Annotated in this window: 2 protein-coding genes; both read right to left on the minus strand. The window is 32.2% G+C overall.

What is annotated here, in order from left to right:
- Positions 1–270 (minus strand): hypothetical protein (locus I6E24_RS16335; protein ID WP_235329755.1); only part of this gene is annotated, 270 nt, incomplete at its 3' end.
- Between the two features lie 16 nt (positions 271–286).
- The coding region (locus tag I6E24_RS16340) for a nuclear transport factor 2 family protein (protein ID WP_235329757.1) at positions 287–1,174 on the minus strand (888 nt) is incomplete at its 5' end.

Consider the following 1,174-nt stretch of genomic DNA (forward strand, 5'->3'; position numbering starts at 1 on the left):
CCTATATCTTTTACCGGTATTAAATCTAATATAATACAGTTGTTCCTCACCTTTAATTTCTTTATTAAAGACATCAACAACTTTATCATGAGTAGATTCAAAAGTTAAAGGAATAGTTAAAGGAGCAGAAATAACAATTCCGGCCTCAGTATCTTTACCGGAGAAAACATTCATACCGGTAGATACATCTTGTATCTCCAGACTACGCTGTGAAAAAGCACAAAAAGGCAATACTAAAAAAAAGGTTAAAATAAAAAATTTAGTTTTCATAATAAAGAATTTTATGTTAATCATTTACCAATGAGCGAACGATATCAAAATCTCCCAAGTTGAATACTTCATCTCTTGCCAAGACCTTACCATCAAGTTTTTCCGGTTGCCATGTACGAACTTGTATAAGCGGATGCATTTCATCCTGGAAGTCAATCATCAGGAATACAAAACCGACGTCTCTATATCTGTCGGAGTTCCATTCCTGTTTTAAAGTAACTCCATAAATATCTGTCAATTTAGGATGTTGTATAACTTCTACTTCATCAAAAATCACATTAATATATTTATTAGCGGAGAATACTTTCTTCAGATTTGTTATATATTCCTGTTTAGTACGTTTTTGATAAACAATTCTTTCTGTACTCAATGTTCTTAACGCATAATCAGATTTAGGTTTTTCTTTAATCACTTTCCCTGTAATGATTAGAGCATTATCACTAAATACAGATTCAATAAATTTAAGATCCTTCCTGTTATAAGAAGTTCTGTAACTCTCAACAAAGTCCACAATAACCTGTCTTCTAAACAAGTCCTCTACAGAAATATGCTCTGACATTATTTCCGAATATTTATTTTCATCAATTGCAATGGAAATATCATCAATTTTTCCCTGCTTATCGATAAAAAAGACCAATTCCTGTTCCTGCTCGTCTTCGGCAGCTTCCATCATAGTTACAGGAATATTTCTGATTTGATATCCATCATTAGTTGTCAGACAAATTTCACTAATCTCAGATACAGGACATGTCATGGGGCTTGTTTTCCATAAATCCTTTAAAACTTTACGGGCATTTTTTGTTAAGAACTCATCGTCAATATCAGGATTTTCACCACTAATTACAGCAGTATTGAAAGATTTAAGCAAATAAGATATACCCGATTCTATTCTGCCCTTTAATTT

The organism is Bacteroides caecigallinarum (assembly GCF_021530995.1).
In the GTDB taxonomy this organism is placed as follows: Bacteria; Bacteroidota; Bacteroidia; order Bacteroidales; family Bacteroidaceae; genus Phocaeicola; species Phocaeicola faecigallinarum.